We start from the raw sequence: 22,505 nt of genomic DNA, 5'->3' as shown, positions 1-22,505 counted from the left end.
TGCGAACTAGCCAGCCTATGGTCAGCTGTAGAAACATGATAATCACACTAAAGGGATAAGCATGTCATCAAAAAGGACGAAACATTATCAAATTCGTATCAGCCAAGGTTAGCATCAGCTACCATAACCTATCGTTAGTGATACCTAGATGTAGACTTATATGACTTCAATACTATTCCATCTCCCACGGCCACATTCATCTCATAGGCAACAACCTTTATGGCTGAGGCGTGCTTTATCTCTATTAGGGTCTTTGATGATCATCTGCCTACCAAATACCGTCAGCGCTGCCGAGCAGCTTATTCGACCTGCGGTGGTGCAACCACAGATACCTTCTTCACCCCTAGAGAATATTAATCAACAACCCGCAGCCCTGTATCTGGATAATATGTTGCAACTATTAAAGCCGATACATTCACAACTGGGCATTACCGTGTGGGATATGACCAGTCAAAAAACAGTATTTCAATATAATAATCAATCATTAATGCAACCTGCTAGTGTTCAAAAACTGTTAACCGCATTGGCAGCAACCAAGCAACTCGGTAAACAATTTAGCTATCAAACCCAACTCACAACCTTAGCCGATCAACCGCTGGATAAAACTCAGATTAACAATGGGATTTATTCTGGAGACATTTATATCGAATTCAGTGGCGATCCAACCTTAACATTCCAAGATTTACATCAACTTCTTGGATCCTTAAGCACATTGGGGATCACAAAACTTACCGGGAATATTATGTTGGCGAGCGAACAAGACAGCCAATTACAGGCTCCTGGCTGGGTATGGGACGATTTAGGGATTTGCTACGCTGCGCCAATCTCGCCTTTTATCATTAATAAAAATTGCGTCTATGGTCGATTATCCACCAATGGTTACAATAAAGTGGCGAAAATCACCATAATGGGAAACCGCCCAATTGACATCACTAATGACGCATATTTTGTTTCACCTACCATAGACAACCCAGTGATAAAGCCCGCTGTTACATTACCAATGGCCAATGCTCTGCCTGCATACCTCACTGAGTCAGTACCCCAGTGTCAATTAACCTTAAGTCGTTTCGATAATAATCGCTATCACCTAAGCGGTTGTCATGTCGGAGCTAAGTCATTACCTTTAGCAATAGCCATTAGCGATCCGCAAATTTACGCTCAGCACATCATAGCTAAACAACTCGAATCTTTAGGAATTCGCTATAACCACCCCATTACGACAATTAAGATGAACAAGCAGCCCAAGTTTATGGCTCAACGACAAGTTATTTCCAGCCATCAATCTGATGCTTTACCGCAATTGCTAGAAACCATGTTACTCGAATCAGATAATTTAATTGCCGACAGTTTATTAAAAAAACTCGGTGAGGTGTATTATCAAACCCCAAGCGACTTTGCTCGCAGTGGCCAGGCATTGAAAACCATTCTGTACTCGATAGGTATCGACTTATCGACGGCAAACATTGCCGATGGTTCAGGTTTATCACGCTATAACTTGCTCACACCAGAACACGTATTAAGTGTACTCACCGTCATATATCAACAACCAGAATACCGATTCTTGCTCGATTTACTTCCAGAGTCAGGTGTCAGTGGCACCTTACGCTACAAACGTTATTTTAATAAATCACCACTCAAACATCATGTATTTGCAAAAACCGGCAGTATGCTAGGAATTGCAAACTTGGCCGGTAGAGTGAATGTGAGTAATGGTCATAACTATTTATTTGTGTTGTTTGAAAATGGCTTAAGTCCTCAAATTAAAAAACAGCAAAAAGCCCCCTTTTCTGCGGTATTTTTACAAACCATGATGGATGTACCTAGATAATAAAGTTATAAAGCCGCAACGTGTATGGTTGCGGCAATCATGCTATTAACGCGCTAGTCACGGTTGACGCTGATCAAAAGTGTCGCAATAAACATCTATAAGCTATTCAAAAAGGTTAAATTATTAATTTATCGCCACAAATATCCTTTCAGCACTAGCGGATATTTTAACTTGCTATAACATTGTTAGCAGTAATCTTAAGATACCAATGTTTTATCGTGTGGAGATATTATGGATAAGCAAGTCAGTTCCCGTGGCACAAAAGAAAAAGCTCTTCGTTTAAACCTAGACGAAAAAAAGTACGGCACTATAGTTGAAATTGGTGCAGGACAAGAAGTCGCACGTAACTTTTTTGTCGCTGGTGCTGCTGCGGGTACGATAGCGAAAACCATGTCGGCCTATGATATGAAATTTTCTGACGCTATTTATGGTGTTCAAGAAGATGGTCGTTATGTCAGTAAAGCACGCGTATTGGCAATGATGGAGCAAGAGTTTGATCTCGTTGTTGACCGTGTTGGTGCCATTCGTTCTAAGTCTTCGCGTTATTTTACCTACGCAGCAACTGTCTCAGCCAAGAGCTTTAATCGTAAAAATGAATGTCATGCATGGTGTGGTGTGCGAATTCAAATGTACCCGGGGGCAGAGCCGTCTAATATTGTTGTTCATGTGCGTATGTTTGACGATACCGCTGAAGCACAACAACAAGCATTAGGGATTTTAGGGGTCAACCTCATTTACGCCAGTTATTACTATTTTGAAGATCCGAAAATGATTATCGATTCATTAACCGATAACATGAAAGCTAATCGAATAGAGATTGATTGTATCGACTTTCAAGGGCCCTACTTTGAAGATGTCGACAATCAAGCCAAGAATATTCATCTTATTCGCAGTTGGAAAACGCGCGCCATTATGTTTAAAGCGGATGGCAGTGTCGCAGTTCCTGCTGACATGCTTTACAAAAAGAACGTATTAACCATTCGAGGTTCATTTAAGCCAGTAACAAAACTTAATGTCGATATGATCGAACAAGGCTATAAAGCCTTTTCCTTACTCGATGGTGTAACAGATAAAAGTACCGTATTGATTGCTGAAATATCCTTAAATGACTTGAGCGGTAAAGATGCCAACATGTCTGAAAAAGACATTATGGAACGGGTCAAGTTACTTAATTTACTCGGCTACAATGTCATGGTGTCCGACTATACCCGATATTTCTCGTTACGAGCCTATTTCCGCCAATACACCCAATTACAAATCGGCATTGTGGTCGGTATGGTTAATATTAAACAAATTTTTGATGAAGAATATTATCGTGGAATGGAAGGCGGAATACTCGAAGCATTCGGTAAATTATTCCCCGATAACACGCGCTTGTTCGTTTACCCTGAACGAGATGAAAAAGGTGATCTAAATAACTTAACGACCATTAGTGTCCCCAATAATCTGCGCTATTTATTCCGTCATGTTCTCGATAATGGCTTTATCACCAGTATTGAGTCGAGCAACCCTGATTTATTTAATATTTTCTCGCGAGAAATTTTACAACAAATTTGCCGCGGTCAAGGCGATTGGATTAACGCCGTTCCGGAAGCCGTAAGCAAAGCAATCATGGAACAAAAATTATTTGGTTATCGTGGATAAAATCCTACCAACAGTCACCCTTAAGTATTTGATTTAAAGATTATTGATCACTGTAAAGCAACAACCTTTTGGCACAACTGCTATAGTGTATTATCGCTTCAATGGCTAACCTGTATTGGGTTAGCCATTTTTATGTGTATCACCTAGACAATGCGCTAGCCGTTAATAAAACTCATCTATTTTTACTTCCTCAATGCAATAAGAACTGGTTCTACATCCAGATAATTGCCTTAACAATGCTTATCGTTAAGGCTAATGATGTATTTAAACCTACCCACTAAATGGCATTGGCATAAAACATGTCAGTCACAGCGGCTTTAAAAAAGGTTAATGGTGTTAATCTTGGCTCTCATTAGGGCTTGTTGATAAACAGTGTAAACATTATGACTTGGCAAAACCGACGGTATATTTCCATCATGATGTTATTTACTGGTGCATTTATGGTATTGATAACTAGACTGAGTTTATTACGTTAGCGCAAACTTGAATCAACGGCTTACTTTTATGTATCAATAAAAGCGATTAACTGAACCGGAAAAAGTCGCTTTAATTAGTAACCACAGTCAGTTAGCCTGAGCTTGTCATCCAATGATATATCAAAATTAAGCTACTCTAGTGATAAAGGGAAATCTCATGGACAAAGTACAACATAGTCAAGGTAAGTGCCCTGTTATGCATGGCAGCAATACTTCAAACGATAGCCATAACATGGATTGGTGGCCTAAAGCGATCAATCTCGATATTCTCCATCAGCATGACAAAAAGACGGATCCAATGGATCCGACGTTTAATTACAGCGAAGCATTCAAAAGCCTCGATCTCGCTGCTGTAAAACACGATTTAACCACTTTAATGACAGACAGTAAGGATTGGTGGCCAGCAGATTGGGGCCATTATGGTGGATTAATGATCCGCATGGCTTGGCATTCTGCAGGTACATATCGAATTGCTGATGGTCGCGGTGGCGCAGGGACTGGCAATCAACGCTTTGCACCAATCAATAGCTGGCCTGATAACGTTAACCTCGATAAAGCGCGCAGACTGCTTTGGCCGATCAAAAAGAAATATGGCAATAAACTCTCTTGGGCTGATTTGATCATTTTAGCCGGTAACGTAGCTTATGAGTCTATGGGGCTAAAAACATTTGGTTTTGCTGGTGGCCGCGCCGATATATGGCATCCAGAAACAGATATTTATTGGGGATCTGAAAAACAATGGCTTGCACCAAGCGGTTCAGAGCACAGCCGCTATTCTGGTGAAAGAGATCTTGAAAATCCATTAGCAGCCGTAATGATGGGATTAATTTACGTCAACCCTGAAGGTGTTGATGGTAATCCTGATCCATTAAAAACCGCCCATGATATTCGCACTACCTTTGAACGTATGGCAATGAATGACGAAGAAACCGTCGCATTAACCGCGGGTGGACATACTGTTGGTAAATGTCACGGTAATGGCAATGTCGACAATTTACAAGCCGAACCTGAAGGTGCTGAATTAGAAGACCAAGGCTTTGGTTGGTTAAATAAAACCAGTCGAGGCATAGGCCGAGATACGGTTTCCAGTGGAATCGAAGGTGCCTGGACAACCCATCCTACTCAATGGGATAACGGCTACTTTGAATTACTGCTTAACTACGAGTGGGAACTGAAAAAGAGTCCGGCTGGTGCATGGCAATGGCAACCTATCGACATCAAGGAAGAGCATAAACCGGTTGATGTTGAAGACCCATCTATTCGCTCAAGTCCAATTATGACAGATGCTGATATGGCGATGAAAATGGATCCTGAATATCGCAAAATTTCAGACCGTTTTTATCAAGATCCTGCCTATTTCTCAGAGGTGTTTGCCCGAGCGTGGTTTAAACTGACTCACCGTGATTTAGGTCCTAAAAGTCGTTACCTTGGAACTGATGTGCCTGCTGAAGATCTTATTTGGCAAGACCCTATTCCACAAGTCGATTACAGCTTAAGTGAACAAGAAATCACTGAGCTTAAAGCTAAAATTTTATCCAGTGAATTAAACATTGCTGAACTGGTGGCGACAGCTTGGGACAGTGCCCGAACTTTCCGAGGTTCAGATTATCGCGGTGGAGCCAATGGGGCGCGTATTCGTTTAGCGCCACAAAAAGACTGGCAAGGCAATGAACCCACAAGATTAAATAAAGTGTTAGATACCCTAACTGATATTCAAGCTGGGCTAACAAAACCTGTGAGTATGGCCGACTTAATCGTCCTAGGCGGAACCGCTGCGGTTGAAAAAGCAGCTCACGCAGCAGGGGTTAAGATTACAGTGCCATTTGCTCCCGGTCGTGGTGACGCCACTGCAGAGCAAACCGATATTGAGTCGTTTGAAGTGTTAGAGCCATTACACGATGCTTATCGTAACTGGCAAAAGAAGGACTACATTGTTCAGCCAGAAGAAATGATGCTCGACCGTACTCAATTAATGGGCCTAACCGCTCATGAAATGACGGTCTTGGTCGGCGGTATGCGAGTGCTAGGTACTAACTATGACAATACTAAACACGGCGTATTTACCGATAATGTAGGCGTATTATCGAATGACTTTTTTGTTAATTTAACCGATATGTCATACACATGGAAACCTGCCGGTGATAACCTGTATTACATCATCGATCGCAAAACAGGCAAGATGAAGTGGTCTGCGACGCGTGTTGATTTAGTCTTCGGCTCAAACTCTATTTTACGCTCTTATGCAGAAGTCTATGCTCAAGATGACGCAAAAGAAAAGTTTGTTAAAGACTTTGTTAAAGCATGGACTAAAGTCATGAATGCTGATCGATTTGACTTAGCGTAGTGACTATCATCACTAATAATGTTTAGTTTGTAAAATAACAACAGGGCAGAATGTATTATTCTACCCTGTTGTTATATTGGGTTAAATCGCTCAATACAGGTTAAGTAACCTCAAGATCAATTCATACGCTTTACTTCAAAATCCATTTTCACTTTTACTGGTACTCGCTTAATATTCGATGCCGCTGGCTCATACTGCTGTTTTGGCATCTTATTGACTAATGCTTGCGTCATCCAGCCCTCTGGCTGCGAGCCAATAAGCTCTTTACTGACTTCGTTACCGTTTGAGTCAATCGTAATATAATATTCACCCTTACCAGCACCTCTTGGTAACCAATCAGGACGTTTGTTTAACATTACAGGTTTAATCTGCTCCAATAACCAATATTGATTGAGTTGAGAATTTTCAATAGTGATTACCTTTGTATTAAACACGGCTTGAGGTACTTGAACAGTTTCAAGTTGAGTTTGGCAAGCCGTTAACATCATCGCCGGTAAAAAAAGTAGTGACATATATTTATTCATTAATATCTTCCTTGAAATGACTTAACATTAATTATTAACAACCAACAGTTAAGCCATACTGACAAAAAAATCGCATCAATAGAAGCAAAAAAAGCACTGAAAATCAGTGCTTTTTATATTTAAAAAACAACTTACAGTAAACTCAGCCTTTTAAGGCTTGGTCAATCATAGTCTGTGCTTGAGTAATAATGTCATCCAAATGCTGCTGACTAATAAAGCTTTCGGCGTAGATTTTAAACAAGGCTTCAGTACCTGATGGACGCGCAGCAAACCAGCCATTTTCGGTAGTGACTTTAATGCCACCAATGGCAGCATTATTGCCAGGTGCGTGGCTTAAAATAGCCGTAATGGGTTCACCCGCTAATTGAGTGTCAGTGAAACTATCACGATTTAATTGCTCAAACTTGGCCTTTTTCTTAAGGCTAATAGGGCTATCAATACGAGTATAAAAACTCTCGCCAAACTTGGTCGTTAACTCTTGATAACGCTGAGCGGGTGTTTTACCGGTTACGGCTAAAATCTCCGCCGCAAGCAAGGCTAAAATAAAACCATCTTTATCGGTACACCAAGTACTGCCATCACGCTTTAAAAAAGCGGCACCGGCACTTTCTTCACCGCCAAAGGCTATGGTGCTTTGGGCTAAGCCATCAACAAACCATTTAAAACCAACTGGTACTTCTAAACAATGACGGCCTAAGGCATTACAAACCCTGTCGATCATCGCGCTTGATACTAAGGTTTTACCAACAGCTAACGACTCTGACCATTGCGGACGATGAGTCATTAAATAATCTATCGCAACAGCTAGGTAATGATTCGGGTTCATCAAACCAAATCCCGGGCACACAATACCGTGGCGGTCATAATCTGGGTCATTACCAACACATAAATCATAATCTTCGCTGAAGGCTAATAAGCCTGCCATCGCATAAGGAGAGGAGCAATCCATGCGGATTTTGCCGTCTTTATCTAATGGCATAAAGCCAAAAGTAGGATCAACTTTGTCATTAACTAAGGTGATATCAAGACCATATTGTGTCGCAATGTGTTGCCAATAATAAATACCTGACCCACCTAAAGGATCAACACCTATTCGAATGTTGGCTTTTTTAATCGCCTCCATATCAATCACTTCAGCAAGAGATTCAACATAAGGTGCAATAAAATCGACTTCATCAATCCAGCCGGATTTAACCGCGACACCGTAATTGACTTTTTTAACGCCTGACAGCTGATTGGCTAGATATTCATTAGCTTTTGTTTCGATGATTTTAGTAATTTCACCTTCAGCAGGTCCACCATGAGGTGGATTGTACTTAATGCCACCATCTTGTGGAGGATTGTGCGAAGGTGTAATGATTAAGCCATCGATTAAGGCAGCAGGTGCAGACGAATTGGCACGAACAATTGCTTGAGATACGACAGGTGTCGGGGTAAAACCGTCATCTTGTTGAATTAATACTTTGACTTGGTTAGCCGTTAATACTTCAATAACGGACATAAACGCCGCATAAGACAGTGCATGAGTGTCAAAACCAACAATCATTGGCCCGGTAATATTGGCTGAAATACGATAATCAACCACAGCTTGGGTGATAGCCCATATGTGGTTTTGATTAAAACTAGCGGTATAGGCACAACCACGATGGCCTGAAGTGCCAAACGTCACTTTTTGCTGCACGTCTTCCACGTTTGGAATAATGCGATAATAATGACTCATTAATTTAGGAATATTCACTAAATCCGTTTGTAAAGCTTGCTGCCCTGCGCGTGTGTGAATGGCCACGAATGGTCTCCTGTTAGTAAATGAAAAATATAATTCTCAACAAAATTCAAACATTAAATGTGTTCAGCGATACTCTTGGCTCGTTCACTATCGCAACCTAAATGCTCTAATACTTCAGTTAATATCGTTTGTTTTTTGGCAGTATTGTTATTGGTTGTCACCCAAAACCCGCTAGAAGCGATTTCTTTTGGATTAGAAGATTGACTAGAATTGAGTAGCGCTTGTTTAGAACGAGCAAAATACAAGCGCCCTTTCCCTTGTACATTCAGTACTTTATCAAAGTCACTGCGAGCTGTGGTTTCAAGACTGGCTAATAAGTGCATAAAACGCCCTACTGCACCTTTTTGCTGGCTCAACAAATGCTGACTAACAATAGCATCAAAATCAATCGTTGCTGGTGACGCTGTTTGTTCATCTGCAGGATTGTATTGGCCGGTGCTATTTTGTTCAGCAATGATTTTTTCAACAGCAGCTTTTGCTTGGTTAAAAACCGGATGATGACTAGCTGCTGATTCAGATTCTAAACTGGGCTGACTGATGGAAGCGGGTAAACTTATATCGACATTTTCAACTGACAAGTTAAGTAAACGACGTAAAATATCCGAAGCGCTTTCGCCAATACGTTCAGTCTTACTGGCAATAAAGCGATAAAGTTCTTCGTCAATCTCAATGTATTTCATCAGAGTCATCCTTTTTCTATCAGTCTTTGTACTACTGTCGCCATTATTTGACTGGCGCTTGGTAATTCGGGAGCGCAGATCGCCTATTACTGATGCGATCAAAAATTATGGCTTCAGTGTAAGCCAAGCTTAACCAACTAATAAAGTCACAAAATCATTAAATGGCCTATATTCTTAAAAATTTATCAAAAGGCGGGTAAAATATCATCAACAATGGTCACTATCGTTATGATGACTTGATTTGATTGGCTCATTACAGCAAAATCTGCCGTACAAATTGTCCCAATGAGCTTATTGCGTTATGCATTTCGTATCTTCTGGTCAAGGTGAAGCCGTCCTACTTATTCACGGGCTATTTGGCAATCTTGATAATCTAAAAAATCTCGGTAGTGTACTTGAACAACAGCATCAAGTTATTCGGGTTGACGTCCCCAATCATGGCTTAAGTGAGCATTGGGACCAGATGGACTACCCACAGTTGGCTGATGCCATGATAGATGTTCTCGATGAATTACATCTTACACAAGCCCATGTGGTTGGCCACTCAATGGGTGGTAAAATTGCCATGGCAATGGCACTGCTACATCCTGAGCGAGTTATAAGCTTGGTTGTTGCCGATATCGCACCTGTTGCCTACAGCCCAAGACATCAAATCGTGTTTGCAGGCCTAACCAGTTTAGAATTAAACGCCAATACCACGCGCAAATCTGCCTTAGTACATTTAACGTCTGCCGGTATTGATGAGCCAACATCGCAGTTTCTACTTAAGAATCTGCAACGCACTGATAGCGGTTTTGAATGGAAAATGAATTTAACTGGGCTAATTGAATCTTATGATCGTATTATTGGCTGGACATTACCGTTAACAGATGACAATCATTTCGATAAGCCTGCATTATTTATCCGTGGCGGTGAGTCAAATTATGTCACGGCTGAACATCGCGATGAGATCATGCGTCAATTTCCACATGCCAGCGCGAAAACATTAAATGGCACTGGTCATTGGTTACATGCCCAAAAGCCAGAGATATTTAACCGTATCGTGTCTGAGTTTATTGAACAAAACCAAGGGTAAATTTTTAATATTTCCCCTTTTGTACATAGCCGATCGTATCCTGATGTGATATATTCGCGCCCTCTTTTCGCCAGACACTTAATCGCGAAGGTAGAAGTATGTTAAACCAATACATGGATCAAATTGAAGCGGTTGGCTTAAATCTGTTTTTTGCATCGATATTCTTTTTTATCGGCATGGCTATACATGATGTGCTTAAACAGGGTGACGTCCCTAAATTTGGTCGATATATTGTTTGGGCAGTGTTATTCCTCGGCTGCGCCGGGTTTATTGCAAAAGGTATTATTCAGATGACCTGGGAAGGCTCTGGGATCGGTTAAAGAGTACAATGGCAAAAGAAACAACAGATAGAACGACTATTGACCTTTTTGCCGCAGAAACTCGCCGTGGGCGTCCGAGAAGTAACCCACTGTCTCGTGAGCAGCAATTAAAGATCAATAAGCGTAACCAAATTCAGCGTGATCGCGCTAACGGTTTAAAACGAATAGAGTTAAAGGTGTCACAAGATTTATATGATGCCTTGAACCAACAAGCTTTGAACAGTAACATCAGCCGTAGCCAGTTAATCGAATTTATTCTGCAACAGCAACTCGACAACTGAGACGTTTTTAGAACATCGCACAACGCGAACTAGATATTTAAAGGATAGACAATGGCAACTGTAGGTCTTTTTTTCGGTAGCGACACTGGCAACACCGAAGCTGTAGCCAAAATGATCCAGAAAAAACTGGGTAAAAGCATGTTAGATGTCAAAGACATCGCCAAGAGTACTAAAGAGCAAATTGCTGAATACGATTTGCTAATGTTTGGTATTCCAACTTGGTATTACGGCGAAGCACAGTGTGATTGGGATGATTTTTTCCCAGAACTTGAGCAAATCGACTTCACCGATAAACTAGTCGCTATTTTTGGTTGTGGTGACCAAGAAGATTATGCTGAATACTTCCTTGATGCTATGGGCATGATACGAGATATCGTTGAAGCTCGTGGTGGCATTATTATTGGTAATTGGCCATCAGAAAGTTATAACTTTGAAGCATCTAAAGGCATGGCTGATGACAAGCACTTTGTTGGTTTAGGGATTGACGAGGATCGTCAGCCAGAACTTACCGAAGAACGTGTTGACGGTTGGGTTAAGCAGATATATGAAGAAATGTGTTTAGCTGAGTTAGAAGACTAACCCACATCATCAGATTAGTTTTGTGATTAAAAGCGGCTTTATAGCCGCTTTTTTATACCTATAGTTTAGGTTTAACGATTAAGTAACTATTAATATGTCAGTCCATCATTCAAACTCATTATCCCCTCATTGGGATATCTTTTGTACCGTGGTTGATAACTACGGCGACATAGGTGTAACTTGGCGTTTAGCTAAACAATTGGCAAGCGAATATGCCATACCCATTAATTTATGGGTCGACGATCTATTGAGTTTTTCTCATATTTTACCCTTGCTCAATCCTGCAAAAAGCCAGCAGGAATTTAATGGTGTGAATATTTTTCATTGGGAAACCCCAATTAAAATAGAGTATAAAGCTGGTGCTGTGATAATAGAAGCCTTTGCCTGTGAATTACCATCACAGGTTAAATCTATTATTGGCCAGTTACATATTCAGCCAGATACTCAGACGCCTATTTGGTTAAACCTTGAATATTTAAGCGCTGAAAAATGGGTTGATGGCTGTCATGGACTACCATCAACACAGCCCAATGGTGTTAAGAAGTGGTTTTACTTTCCAGGATTTAGCCCTAAAACTGGCGGACTGATTTGTGAAACACAATTATTCAAGCAACGAGATCAATGGCAAGCCGATCCTAAACATAAATTAGCATTATTCGAGCAACTAGGTTTGCAGGGTATTAATGTTCAAGATAGGGTAATCAGTGTTTTCAGTTATGAAACTCCCGCGTTAACTGCGCTGTGTGAATTATGGCAAGCATCGCCAACACCCATCCATGCGCTTATCCCTAAAGGCCGTAGTTTACATAGTTTATCCAGTTTATTGCCTTGCGCCATTGCAGATTTTATGCCCGGTCAACAATTTACTCTTGGCAACCTAACCATACATATATTACCTATGACAGATCAAAATGACTTTGATCGCTTGCTATGGAGCTGTGATTTTAATATTGTGCGGGGTGAAGATTCGTTTTTACGTGCTCAATGGGCCGCAAAACCCTTTATATGGCACATTTATCCTCAAGAAGATGATTATCACTTGGTAAAATTACAAGCTTTTATGCAAATTTACTGCGATAATCTTGCTCCAGAAATTGCTACCACTTGGTCTGAGGTGAATTCGGCCTTCAACTGTGGTGATACAAACTCGGTAGTAATGCACTGGCAACAGTTAAATTCTGTTAGTTTGCCTTTAACGCACCATGCGATTAAATGGCCAATTAACGCGTTAAATGATGCAGATCTTGCGAGTCGACTCGTTCAATTCGTTAACAATTGCTAAGATACTGCTCTATAAATAAAAAAAGTCCAAATATATAGGAAATAGTGAAATGAAAACTGCTCATGAAATCCGTCCTGGTAACGTGATCATGTTAGATGGCAGCCCATGGGTTGTTCAGAAGACTGAAACAACTCGTTCTGGCCGTAACGCTGCAATCGTTAAGTTAAAATTAAAGAACGTATTGCTAGATTCTGGTACTGAACAAACCTTTAAAGGTGAAGACAAGTTAGACGATATCATTTTAGAACGTCTTGATTGTACTTACTCTTACTTTGCTGACCCTATGTATGTATTCATGGATGAAGAATACAACCAGTATGATGTAGAAGCTGACAACTTAGGTGATGCTGCTGACTATATCATTGATGGTATGGAAGACGTTTGCCAAGTGACTTTCTACAACGAGAAAGCAATTTCTGTTGAATTACCAGTTCACATTGTACGTGAAGTTATCTACACCGAGCCTTCTGCTCGTGGCGACACTTCAGGCAAAGTAATGAAGCCAGCGACCATCACTGGTGGTGGTACTATTACGGTAGCTGACTTTGTTAAAGTGGGTGACAAGATCGAAATTGATACTCGTACAGGCGAGTTCAAAAAGCGCGTTTAATCGCCAGTTAACTTGGGCTATTAGTAAAATAGTAATAACACAAGTCAACTCATTAAAAGCCAGCACTACGTGCTGGCTTTTTTGTTATTAAACCCTATATCACCACTAAATACAGCGTCATAAATAGCATAAAACACTGAAGCAAAGCCTAATTTACCCCAGAAAACAGTATTTTTGACTGATATTATTATCATTTTTACCCATTTGCCCCTTTCACAATAACGATAAATTCGTTATGGTTCGCTAACTTAAGCCGTATTTAGTTATTGAGAGTAGTATGCGACCCATTATCAAATCCAATAAACTTGACTCTGTTTGCTACGATATCCGTGGACCAGTGCATAAAGAAGCCCGCCGTTTAGAAGACGAAGGTCATCGTATCTTAAAGCTTAATATCGGTAACCCGGCCCCGTTTGGATTTGAAGCGCCAGAAGAAATTGTGCGTGACGTTATTTTAAATCTGCCAAGTGCTCAAGGATATTGTGAGTCAAAAGGCTTATTTTCTGCCCGCAAAGCAATTGTGCAACATTATCAAGCACAGGGTATTTTTGGCGTTGATATTGAAGATATCTATATTGGTAATGGTGTGTCAGAACTTATCGTCATGGCTATGCAAGGATTGCTCAATACTGATGATGAAGTCCTTATCCCCTCACCTGATTACCCGTTATGGACAGCAGCTGCAAACCTCGCTGGCGGCAAAGCAGTGCATTATCGCTGTGATGAGGAAGCGGATTGGTTTCCTGACTTAGACGACATTAACAGTAAAATTAGTAGTCGCACCCGCGCGATAGTATTAATCAACCCAAACAACCCTACTGGTGCTGTGTACAGTAAAGAGTTGTTGTTGCAAGTTATTGAGCTATGTCGCCAGCACGATTTGATTTTATTTGCTGATGAAATTTACGATAAAATTCTCTATGACGAAGCTAAACATATTCCTGCAGCAGGTTTGTCTGATGATATTCTAACTATCACCTTTAATGGCTTATCGAAAGCGTATCGCGCCGCAGGCTTTCGTGTGGGTTGGATGATGTTATCGGGTAATTTAAAAGCCGCTAAAAGCTACATTGAAGGTTTAGAAATGCTTGCTTCAATGCGCTTGTGCGCCAACGTACCCAATCAACATGCGATTCAAACCGCATTGGGCGGCTATCAGTCCATTAATGAGCTGATATTACCTAATGGCCGTTTAACGATTCAGCGTGATGCTGTGTATGAATTGCTTAACCAAATTCCTGGTGTCAGTTGCAAAAAGCCTCAAGGTGCCTTGTACGCATTCCCGAAATTAGACATGAAAAAGTTTAATTTACGCGATGACGAACGCTTGGTATTAGATTTACTCAGAAATAAAAAGATTTTGCTAGTTCAAGGCACAGCCTTTAATTGGCCAGAACCGGATCATTTACGCGTGGTTTTTTTACCGTATAAAGAAGATCTAACTAAAGCAATGACTGAATTTGGCAATTTCTTAGAAGATTATCGTCAATAGACACAATATCTCTGCCATAAAATACTAAGCGACTGAACAGTCGCTTTTTTTTATCGATAAGCTGCTGTAAGCTGAGACAAACTATTGAGCGCAGTAAGGAGTCTCATGAGTCATTTATTTGCCCATTTATCACGGATGAAACTGATCCAACGTTGGCCGTTAATGCATAACGTGCGCCGTGAAAACGTTCAAGAGCATTCGCTACAAGTGGCGATGGTCGCTCACGCTTTAGTGATCATCAGTAATAAAAAATTCGCCACTGACTTAGATGCTAATAAAGCGGCTGCGATTGCCATTTATCATGATGCCAGTGAAATTTTGACCGGCGACTTACCGACACCAGTAAAGTACTTTAATAAAGAAATCGAAGCCGAATATAAAAAAATAGAAGCTATAGCAGAACAGCGTATGCTGGAAATGGTCCCGGTTGAGTTTAGAGAAGATTATCGTAGTCTGTTTATCAGTGAAGAAGCCGACCCACAATATAAGGCCATTGTAAAAGCGGCGGATACACTTTGCGCATATTTAAAGTGTTTAGAAGAACAAAAAGCCGGTAATAGTGAATTTAATAGTGCCCGTAAACGTTTAGAACAAATGTTAGACGAGAACCCTAACCCTGCTGTAGGTTATTTCCGTGAGTGTTTTATTCCAAGTTTCACATTGAATTTAGACGAAATTAATCAAATGCTGTAAAGGAATTTTATGCCTGATAACACCATCGAGTCCAGTGATACACAACAGAACAGTCGTTGGCTGCAGCGTTTACTCGGTGAAGATAAACAACGCCGAAATGATCATCGTAGTCCATTTCAGCGTGATCGCGCCCGTATTCTGCATTCAGCTGCATTTCGTCGGCTTCAAGCCAAAACACAAGTGCTTGGCGTTGGTATGAATGACTTTTATCGCACTCGGCTGACACATTCATTAGAAGTGTCACAAATTGGTACTGGCATTACTGCTCAACTACGGCGGAAATATCCAGAACTGCGGTATTTACTCAATTCAATGAGCCTTATTGAATCAATTTGTTTAGCCCATGACATAGGCCATCCTCCTTTCGGACATGGCGGTGAAGTGGCATTAAATTACATGATGCGCCATCATGGTGGCTTTGAAGGCAATGGGCAAACCTTTCGGATTTTAACTCGTTTAGAACCCTACACGCCTTCATGGGGAATGAACCTGACCCGCCGAACGTTACTCGGGGTAATGAAATATCCCGCAACTCATGGGCAGTTATTTGTGGATCAACAACGTCCAGATATCGTTAATCACCGTCAATTAAAACCCTCAGAATGGCCGCCGGTGAAAGGATTGTTTAATGATGACAAGCCCATTATTGATTGGGTATTAGCGCCATTATCCGAGTCTGACAGGCAATTATTTATCAGCAGTGAACAAAGCCATACGCACCTTGATTATCCCCATTTAAAAACACGCTATAAATCATTTGATTGCTCAATTATGGAGTTGGCTGATGACATAGCTTACGCAGTACACGATCTCGAAGATGCCATTGTCATGGGGATTGTCAACCAAAATCAGTGGCAACGCGATGTGGTCGATCAATTAACTGAAATCAAAGATCAATGGCTGATATCGGAAATGGCTAGCATTGGTGGCAAACTGTTTTCCCATGAGCATCATTTACGTAAAGATGCTATCGGTACCTTAGTCAACGGTTTCGTCACCGCGATTAGTATTAGTGCCAATCCGCAGTTTGACGAAGACTTATTAAAATATAATGCCGAACTAGAGCCAGACTTTGCTGCAACATTGCATGTACTGAAACAATTAGTATTCAAGTACGTTATTCGTAAACCGGAAATCCAAATGCTGGAATACAAAGGCCAACAAATTGTGATGGAATTATTTGAAGCATTTGCCTCAGATCCTGAACGTCTTTTACCCGTCAATACTCGTGAGCGATGGTTAGCGGAGCGTAATGAAGGGAATAATTCAATGCGAGTGATTGCCGATTATATTTCTGGCATGACAGATGGATTTGCAAGTCGCTTACATCAGCAACTATTTGGTTCAAAAGCAGCGGGTATTATGGAGTTAAGCAGCGAGCAATAAAATTAATTGCCGCCGTTAAGTTTCCATAAAAAAGCGCTTGGTCATTACGACCAAGCGCTAACGGGTTAGATAAGGGGAAATAACCCACACTTCTCACACTTCTCACAAAAAAACATCGGACTGTTTACTTTGGGTACATAAACGCTTGTATTTGATTTAACGTCAGCTGTGGCGTAGCCCCATGAGACTGAGCAACCATAGCACCCACTGCACAAGCAAAATCAATCGCATACTGCGGATTAGTATCAGTGCACAATTGATACAGTAACGACCCTAAAAAAGAATCTCCGGCGCCAACGGTATCAACTACATTGACTAAATAACCTGAATTATAATACTTCTTCCCAGCAATACTCAGTAATGCACCATGACTGCCTTTGGTGACACATAAATAATCGGTATGGGTTTGGACAGCAATAAACTCGAGATTTTGCTCAAGTGAGTGAAATGGCGAGCCCATGGCCTTAGCGATTTCGTAGAGTTCATCATCATTGAGCTTAATAAAATCTGCTTGCTTCATTAACTCGACAATACTCTCAAGTTGATAATGTGGCGCACGAAGATTGACATCAAACACACTAAATTTGGCTAAACCTACCAGCGCCGTTAATGTACCAAGTGACACCGCACTTCGACCGATTAAACTGCCAAACACCAACACATCTGAACAATGAACAAGATCGATGATAGCGTCAGTTAATGCGATATTGTCCCACGCAGTATCCGCGACTATGTCATAAGACGCCGAACCACTTTTATCTAAGCTCACTTGCACTGTACTGGTACTTTTTTCGGTATCAATGGCGATACAATTCCGATTAACGCCGCGTTCATCAATGAAAGCCAATAATTCATGACCCAATTGATCGTCGCCAACCGCACTGATCATTGCCCCTTTAATCCCCAAGGCGTTGAGTCTGACACAGACATTTAACGGCGCGCCGCCAACGCGTTTACCGTCAGGAAAACAGTCCCATAATACCTCACCAAAACAGCTGATATTGATATCTTCGGTGGCTTTATGATTGATTAATATACTGTTCATCACTATTCCTTAGCGTCTAATCTTGCTTGCATAATGGTTTTAATCTCACTTTCTGGTGCATATAAGGCCGCAATCGCTTGGCGATAATCTTGGCAAAAGCTTGCTTGATGACAAAGATCACCAAATAAATCGCTTAACTGTAAAAAAGCCAACGGATCTTGCGCCGTCTTGCTGGCAAAATCGTGTAATTGCGGTGCCATTTGGTCACTAATCGCTAATGTCTGCCCCTGCTGATCGACGCGCTTATCACTGTATAAACACCATGCCGCAATCACTAAAGTCGCCAATGAGCTATCGCGGCCTAAGGCGATATTTTCATTAATCGATGCAATGATAAATTTAGGCAATTTTGCCGAACTTTCTGAGCAAATACGCGCCAAACTGTCTTTAATGTTCGGATTGGCAAAACGTTCAATTAAGGTGTCTTTGTATTGGGTTAAATCAATCCCTTCAAGTTGTTCAATTAACGGCGTGACTTCATCGTCCATAAAGCGGCGTAAGTAGCCTGCAAATAGTGGATCAGATACTGACTCATCAATGGTGGCAAAGCCATGGATAGATCCTAATAAACCTAATACTGAATGGCCAGCATTTAATAAGCGGATCTTCATTTTTTCAAACGGAGTAACATCAGCAACAAATTGTGCACCGACATTATCTAACGGCGGACGACCATCACTAAAATTATCTTCAATGACCCATTGGCTAAACGCTTCACACGTGATCGGCCATTGATCATTAATACCTAAGGTACTGGCAACATAATCAATGTCGGCTTTGGTGGTCACTGGGGTGATACGATCTACCATCGCATTAGGAAACGAGACATTATCTGCTATCCATTTGCCTAATTGAGTATCGTTTTTATTCACAAAGGCCAACAGCATTTTACGAGTCATATCACCGTTATGCTGAATATTGTCACAAGACTGCACCGTAAAAGGTTTCATCCCTTTGATTTTACGTTGCTTCAATGCGGCAGTTAGATAACCAAATGCGGTAATAGGATCTTCTGGATAACTCATGTCATGAATAATATCTGGGTTAGAGTAATTAAACTCACCCGTAGCAGGGTTAAAGTTATAGCCCCCTTCAGTAATTGTCAGTGACACAATTTTAGTATGTTGATGTATCAATCGATCAATCACGGCTTGCTTATTTTCTGGTGCGAACAGAAAATCAATCATAGCCCCAATCACTTGATGATCAATCTGACCATTCGGATGACGAACGGTTAAACTGTATAAGTAGTCTTGTTTAACCAACACATCACGTAAACTACGATTGGCTTCTAATAAACCAACGCCACAAATAGCCCAAGATTCAGAGCCCGGCTGTTTTAATAACTCATTAATGTATACCGCTTGATGAGCACGGTGGAAACCGCCAACACCAATGTGAACGATGCCTGCTGTTAACTTACTACGATCGTACCTAGGTACATCAACATCACTAGGTAAAGTGGATAAACATTGTTGATTTAAGGTCTTAAGTGGAACGTTTACTTGTTGAGCGTGATGCATGTACATGCCTCATAAAATAATAAATGATGGAACTGAATGTTATTTCAATCAAATAACACTTCAGACTAAGACTCATTTGCCGTTGTTCGCAAAAGTCTTGGTTCCGCAGTATGATAATTTAATTTTTTATGTCTTCTTAATGCGACATAAGAACAACTAAAATAAATAACAGTACAAACCAGGCAGATGGTTTCAAACAGTGATTTATTAACGGCATAGATCTCCATCGTTGGGCTATAAAACATCACTCTTGCCGCCAAAATGCTAATCATAACTAATGAGAAAAATGCAAAACCATTGAGTAACTTTGTTAATTTACTATTGTCTTCAACGTGAGGATTATCACCTTTGGCCATAGTATCCTGATATTGTGCAATTTGCTTTTGCTCTATTTCATCAGCTTTAATATGTTCAGAATAATCCAAACCTGCACCATATTTATTAGCTAATAAAGTATAAATAATAATGGTGAATATCCACGTAGGAATAAACAAATAATAAAATGAAATAATATCAAGCGTATTTAGGCCAAAACCAAACACGAGTGCTAATGCCCAAGATGCAATTGCCGGAGTGCTCTTGGTTAAGTTTTGATATTTAGCCCAGTAACGAGTTAAACCAATCTTAGGAAATAACACGTGTTCAGCAAACACTATGCCTCCCACAGGAACGACTAATAAACCAGCGTAAGTCAATAAGGGTAACATTTGAGTAAATACAAACGGGAAACAGGCAATCACCATGGTCACAAGACCGACTATCGCAGTAGTCCGTTCACGAGATTGTTTAACAAATATCGACTGTGCAGCTAATCCTGCGCGATAGAGATTGGCGTTAGCAGTAGTCCAACCGGCAATAATAATAATCACAAAGCCAGAAAAACCTAGAGCTTGATATGCCACATCACCAGGATCGAGTTGACTAATAGTGGTCTTAAGTATGACGGCAGTCCCCGCCCCCATAATACCTGCGGAGATCCACGCTAAGTAATGACCAAAGAACATCCCGACACCTGATAACAAACCATAACTTTTACGTTTAGCGAAACGAAAAATTGCCATATCAATCAAACCAAAATGAGTAATTGAATTGGCGGCCCATGCAAAACCAATCACTTCGAGCAAGCCAATACCAGGCTCGCCTTTATCATTTAAGCCCGTCCAGATTGAACTATCACCTATCGTCATAAAATCTTGCCAGCTATTGAGAGTGGTGCTACCAATCACATGATTTGATAACGCTGGGAATAACGAAAAAGAACCCGCGATGAAGATAACAAATAACCAAGGCGCACAGATTTTAGAAAAATCTGCCACAGTCGAGAAACCATACATGGCGACCACAACAACAATTGAGCCAACGGCTAATACAATCATCACAAACCATAGACTACTGGGATACCAATTTAACTGTGCGGGAATATCAAACAAGAAGCGAACTGCAGTGGATGATACAGTGATCATTGCTGCCGATATCACCGAAAAGATCACCACGTTTGCCCAATTATAAAGCTTAGTCATCGAATCGCCGGCAATTTTATTTAAGTAATTATATAAACTTAAACGCGTTTCGACCGCAATTGGTGCAGTTAATAGCCACCATGAACACATGGCTAGTAGGTTACCAATAAGTAAGCCTAAAAGAATATCAATGGTCGACGCCCCTAAAGCGACAAACGTTGCCCCAATAACAAATTCAGTTGCGGCAACATGCTCCCCAGCATACAAACCTGCAAAATGTTTCCAACCGTGCAATTTATTTTTGGCAACGGGAAGTTGCTCTTCATTCATCAGTTTGAATGAAGCCTCATGTTGACTTATTGTCATTATTTTTATTTCCTGTTTAGGAGATAAGTAAAACCCTCACCTAAAAACGATGATAAAGTGATACTGTATAACCTTTACTGACTATTTATTATTTCGCTTGAGTAGAAATAATAACCCCATTTATATTTTTATCGTCCTTATTAATGACTAAAGTATTAGTAAGATTATGGATACTAACTTACTCGCTGAGTATTACTTAAATCTCAATGTAAGTATTTTTATATTTATTTTATATTTATTTTAGCTTAGCCAATAATCTTTCAGCAGTATATTCATTGGTAATTAATGAATTAATTAATCGGCCTTGTAATGCTGCAAATATCGCATCCACTTTTTGCTGCCCTGCCGCGATACCATAGACAGGATTGGTTAAGTCAATATTTAACGGTGAGCTCATCACCAGTTGATTGATTGAGTTATCAAGTAATTGTCCTTGTTGGTTATAAACCCAACTAATGATTTCACCGATAGCATCATTATTAACTAATGCATCTAACTGAGACTGATTAATAAAACCGTCAAGTAGTAATGGTGGCTCTATGCCCATGTGGCCGATTCCGACAAAAGTCGCATCAGCTTGTTTGACTAATTCAAAAATACTTTTTACCGGCGCCAAGTCATGCAAAAGCTGTTTCTCAGCTACCGAGCTGGCAATAACGGGCAACGGCATTGGGTAGTGCTTAGCTTGTACTCTATTGGCCATACTCACTACGATATCAAAAGCAGATGCTGAACCGTCGAGCATCATATTGCCCAATAACGATACGATTTTATGCTGTGGGCACTGCATTGAAGGTAACTCATCGATACACGCTTTAAGTGCGCGGCCTGTGCCAAAAGCTAACGTCTTTGGCTGTTCGGACTTTAAATAACGCTCTAGTACACTCGCGCCACCTTGTGCTAATCCATGAACCGAACTGCTGTCAGCGGGATCGCTTGGTACAATTTCGCATTCTAGTAGGTTAAAGGCCTGAGTCAGTTGATGTCCCAATTCCATGCATTTAGCAATTGGATGGTCTAAACGGACTTGAATTAGGCCTTCACTCACGGCTAAAGCAACTAAACGCTGTGCAGACTGTCTTGATACTTCTAATTTTTGAGCGATTTCATC

The 22,505-nt window shown here is 40.7% G+C and carries 19 protein-coding genes; 12 read left to right on the top strand and 7 right to left on the bottom strand.

Annotated elements, in window-relative coordinates:
- The first annotated feature begins 256 nt into the window (after positions 1-256).
- From dacB to katG, 3 genes are all read left to right on the top strand, one after another.
- Positions 257-1,828 (top strand): D-alanyl-D-alanine carboxypeptidase/D-alanyl-D-alanine-endopeptidase, encoded by a 1,572-nt coding sequence (gene dacB, locus H5185_RS08305; protein ID WP_182741808.1) that lies wholly within the window; start codon positions 257-259, stop codon positions 1,826-1,828.
- 231 nt (positions 1,829-2,059) lie between these two features.
- Positions 2,060-3,472: a TonB-dependent receptor gene (locus tag H5185_RS08300; RefSeq protein ID WP_124014954.1), complete on the top strand. Its 1,413-nt coding sequence runs from the start codon at positions 2,060-2,062 to the stop codon at positions 3,470-3,472.
- 633 nt (positions 3,473-4,105) lie between these two features.
- The gene (katG, locus tag H5185_RS08295; protein ID WP_182741807.1) at positions 4,106-6,292 is read left to right on the top strand and encodes a catalase/peroxidase HPI; all 2,187 of its coding nucleotides are present in this window, start codon (positions 4,106-4,108) and stop codon (positions 6,290-6,292) included.
- A gap of 116 nt (positions 6,293-6,408) precedes the next feature.
- Here the strand turns inward: katG and H5185_RS08290 are convergent, their stop codons facing one another.
- The 3 genes from H5185_RS08290 to seqA form a co-directional block, all read right to left on the bottom strand.
- The gene (locus tag H5185_RS08290) at positions 6,409-6,816 is read right to left on the bottom strand and encodes a hypothetical protein (protein WP_182741806.1); all 408 of its coding nucleotides are present in this window, start codon (positions 6,814-6,816) and stop codon (positions 6,409-6,411) included.
- Between the two features lie 142 nt (positions 6,817-6,958).
- Entirely contained in the window at positions 6,959-8,602 is a 1,644-nt protein-coding gene (gene pgm, locus H5185_RS08285) for a phosphoglucomutase (alpha-D-glucose-1,6-bisphosphate-dependent) (protein ID WP_182723785.1), read from the bottom strand.
- 53 nt (positions 8,603-8,655) lie between these two features.
- The gene (gene seqA / locus H5185_RS08280; protein ID WP_182741805.1) at positions 8,656-9,282 is read right to left on the bottom strand and encodes a replication initiation negative regulator SeqA; all 627 of its coding nucleotides are present in this window, start codon (positions 9,280-9,282) and stop codon (positions 8,656-8,658) included.
- 301 nt (positions 9,283-9,583) lie between these two features.
- Between seqA and H5185_RS08275 the strand changes: the two genes are divergently transcribed.
- The 9 genes from H5185_RS08275 (at position 9,584) to H5185_RS08235 (ending at position 17,000) form a co-directional block, all read left to right on the top strand.
- Entirely contained in the window at positions 9,584-10,357 is a 774-nt protein-coding gene (locus H5185_RS08275) for an alpha/beta fold hydrolase (protein WP_182741804.1), read from the top strand.
- A gap of 98 nt (positions 10,358-10,455) precedes the next feature.
- Positions 10,456-10,677, top strand: coding sequence for a DUF2788 domain-containing protein (locus H5185_RS08270; protein ID WP_124014960.1), 222 nt, complete (start codon positions 10,456-10,458; stop codon positions 10,675-10,677).
- A gap of 8 nt (positions 10,678-10,685) precedes the next feature.
- Positions 10,686-10,958: a LexA regulated protein gene (gene ybfE, locus H5185_RS08265; protein WP_011637372.1), complete on the top strand. Its 273-nt coding sequence runs from the start codon at positions 10,686-10,688 to the stop codon at positions 10,956-10,958.
- 51 nt (positions 10,959-11,009) lie between these two features.
- On the top strand, positions 11,010-11,537 hold the full coding sequence (fldA, locus tag H5185_RS08260; protein ID WP_124014961.1) for a flavodoxin FldA: 528 nt from the start codon (positions 11,010-11,012) through the stop codon (positions 11,535-11,537).
- A gap of 94 nt (positions 11,538-11,631) precedes the next feature.
- Entirely contained in the window at positions 11,632-12,819 is a 1,188-nt protein-coding gene (earP, locus tag H5185_RS08255; protein WP_182741803.1) for an elongation factor P maturation arginine rhamnosyltransferase EarP, read from the top strand.
- 49 nt (positions 12,820-12,868) lie between these two features.
- Entirely contained in the window at positions 12,869-13,429 is a 561-nt protein-coding gene (efp, locus tag H5185_RS08250; protein ID WP_124014963.1) for an elongation factor P, read from the top strand.
- 277 nt (positions 13,430-13,706) lie between these two features.
- The gene (locus tag H5185_RS08245) at positions 13,707-14,921 is read left to right on the top strand and encodes a pyridoxal phosphate-dependent aminotransferase (protein ID WP_182697430.1); all 1,215 of its coding nucleotides are present in this window, start codon (positions 13,707-13,709) and stop codon (positions 14,919-14,921) included.
- 105 nt (positions 14,922-15,026) lie between these two features.
- Positions 15,027-15,614, top strand: coding sequence for a 5'-deoxynucleotidase (yfbR, locus tag H5185_RS08240; protein WP_182741802.1), 588 nt, complete (start codon positions 15,027-15,029; stop codon positions 15,612-15,614).
- Positions 15,615-15,623: 9 nt separating this feature from the next.
- The gene (locus H5185_RS08235) at positions 15,624-17,000 is read left to right on the top strand and encodes an anti-phage deoxyguanosine triphosphatase (protein ID WP_259396191.1); all 1,377 of its coding nucleotides are present in this window, start codon (positions 15,624-15,626) and stop codon (positions 16,998-17,000) included.
- A 124-nt stretch (positions 17,001-17,124) separates the two neighbouring features.
- Here H5185_RS08235 and H5185_RS08230 read toward each other — a convergent pair whose 3' ends face one another.
- From H5185_RS08230 to H5185_RS08215, 4 genes are all read right to left on the bottom strand, one after another.
- The gene (locus H5185_RS08230) at positions 17,125-18,045 is read right to left on the bottom strand and encodes a carbohydrate kinase (RefSeq protein ID WP_182699073.1); all 921 of its coding nucleotides are present in this window, start codon (positions 18,043-18,045) and stop codon (positions 17,125-17,127) included.
- Between the two features lie 2 nt (positions 18,046-18,047).
- Positions 18,048-19,574 (bottom strand): mannitol dehydrogenase family protein, encoded by a 1,527-nt coding sequence (locus H5185_RS08225; protein ID WP_404948452.1) that lies wholly within the window; start codon positions 19,572-19,574, stop codon positions 18,048-18,050.
- Between the two features lie 59 nt (positions 19,575-19,633).
- The gene (locus tag H5185_RS08220; protein ID WP_182741800.1) at positions 19,634-21,394 is read right to left on the bottom strand and encodes a cytosine permease; all 1,761 of its coding nucleotides are present in this window, start codon (positions 21,392-21,394) and stop codon (positions 19,634-19,636) included.
- Between the two features lie 235 nt (positions 21,395-21,629).
- On the bottom strand, positions 21,630-22,505 hold an 876-nt coding region (locus tag H5185_RS08215), incomplete at its 5' end, for a sugar-binding transcriptional regulator (RefSeq protein WP_182741799.1).

The organism is Shewanella sp. SG44-6 (assembly GCF_014164185.1).
Taxonomy (GTDB): domain Bacteria; phylum Pseudomonadota; class Gammaproteobacteria; order Enterobacterales; family Shewanellaceae; genus Shewanella; species Shewanella vesiculosa.
This window is presented reverse-complemented; position numbering and strand designations above follow the sequence as displayed.

Bases quoted from the DNA above. Each gene is read 5' to 3' on its own strand.
- katG (WP_182741807.1), top strand. From the start codon at position 4,106: ATGGACAAAGTACAACATAGTCAAGGTAAGTGCCCTGTTATGCATGGC.
- efp (WP_124014963.1), top strand. From the start codon at position 12,869: ATGAAAACTGCTCATGAAATCCGTCCTGGTAACGTGATCATGTTAGAT.
- H5185_RS08235 (WP_259396191.1), top strand. From the start codon at position 15,624: ATGCCTGATAACACCATCGAGTCCAGTGATACACAACAGAACAGTCGT.
- earP (WP_182741803.1), top strand. From the start codon at position 11,632: ATGTCAGTCCATCATTCAAACTCATTATCCCCTCATTGGGATATCTTT.
- H5185_RS08245 (WP_182697430.1), top strand. From the start codon at position 13,707: ATGCGACCCATTATCAAATCCAATAAACTTGACTCTGTTTGCTACGAT.
- H5185_RS08275 (WP_182741804.1), top strand. From the start codon at position 9,584: ATGCATTTCGTATCTTCTGGTCAAGGTGAAGCCGTCCTACTTATTCAC.
- H5185_RS08225 (WP_404948452.1), bottom strand. From the start codon at position 19,574: ATGTACATGCATCACGCTCAACAAGTAAACGTTCCACTTAAGACCTTA.
- ybfE (WP_011637372.1), top strand. From the start codon at position 10,686: ATGGCAAAAGAAACAACAGATAGAACGACTATTGACCTTTTTGCCGCA.
- seqA (WP_182741805.1), bottom strand. From the start codon at position 9,282: ATGAAATACATTGAGATTGACGAAGAACTTTATCGCTTTATTGCCAGT.
- H5185_RS08290 (WP_182741806.1), bottom strand. From the start codon at position 6,816: ATGAATAAATATATGTCACTACTTTTTTTACCGGCGATGATGTTAACG.
- yfbR (WP_182741802.1), top strand. From the start codon at position 15,027: ATGAGTCATTTATTTGCCCATTTATCACGGATGAAACTGATCCAACGT.
- H5185_RS08300 (WP_124014954.1), top strand. From the start codon at position 2,060: ATGGATAAGCAAGTCAGTTCCCGTGGCACAAAAGAAAAAGCTCTTCGT.
- dacB (WP_182741808.1), top strand. From the start codon at position 257: ATGATCATCTGCCTACCAAATACCGTCAGCGCTGCCGAGCAGCTTATT.
- H5185_RS08270 (WP_124014960.1), top strand. From the start codon at position 10,456: ATGTTAAACCAATACATGGATCAAATTGAAGCGGTTGGCTTAAATCTG.
- H5185_RS08220 (WP_182741800.1), bottom strand. From the start codon at position 21,394: ATGACAATAAGTCAACATGAGGCTTCATTCAAACTGATGAATGAAGAG.
- H5185_RS08230 (WP_182699073.1), bottom strand. From the start codon at position 18,045: ATGAACAGTATATTAATCAATCATAAAGCCACCGAAGATATCAATATC.
- fldA (WP_124014961.1), top strand. From the start codon at position 11,010: ATGGCAACTGTAGGTCTTTTTTTCGGTAGCGACACTGGCAACACCGAA.